Annotated in this window: 2 tRNA genes; both read right to left on the minus strand. The window is 43.8% G+C overall.

The features are described from left to right. Positions 1-139: 139 nt before the first annotated feature. Positions 140-215, minus strand: a tRNA-Ala gene (locus tag MJX74_RS21465). A gap of 102 nt (positions 216-317) precedes the next feature. Further along, a tRNA-Ile gene (locus tag MJX74_RS21470) sits at positions 318-394 on the minus strand. Between the last annotated feature and the right edge of the window lie 216 nt (positions 395-610).

Consider the following 610-nt stretch of genomic DNA (forward strand, 5'->3'; position numbering starts at 1 on the left):
ATAAATATTGTTACCTTGTTTTTTACTACTATCAGCTTGCCAAATTGTTAAAGAGCAGTTTGAGATTAAACTCAAATATAAACACTTAAGCCTAAGCGCTTATATTTGAATTTTCAGAGCAGGTTTCTTAAACCAGAAGTGGTGGAGTTAAGCGGGATCGAACCGCTGACCTCCTGCGTGCAAGGCAGGCGCTCTCCCAGCTGAGCTATAACCCCTCATAATTACCTAATAAGGTCATTTCGTTTTAGGCAAGGCGCTTTCCTGCTAAGCATACTTAGGTATGCGAGTAGGGAAGCAACGCAGCATAAAGCGAAATTTGGTTGGTCTGAGTAGACTCGAACTACCGACCTCACCCTTATCAGGGGTGCGCTCTAACCACCTGAGCTACAGACCAATTTTAACTGGTCTGTTTTCCTTATTGCTTCGCTGCTCTCTCGCTTATTCGGTCATGTACTACCAGTACACTCCCTCATTCGCTCGCTGTGCGGCTCGCACTAAGCAAAACATCCTGCGTTAAACTCTCGTTCAACGTTAAAACCGTTTGCTCTATCTCATGCAATCAATCATCTGTGTGAACACTTATAACTTCAATTCACGTTAGGTAAGGAGG

This window comes from Rheinheimera hassiensis (assembly GCF_022436675.1).
Lineage (GTDB): Bacteria > Pseudomonadota > Gammaproteobacteria > Enterobacterales > Alteromonadaceae > Alishewanella > Alishewanella hassiensis.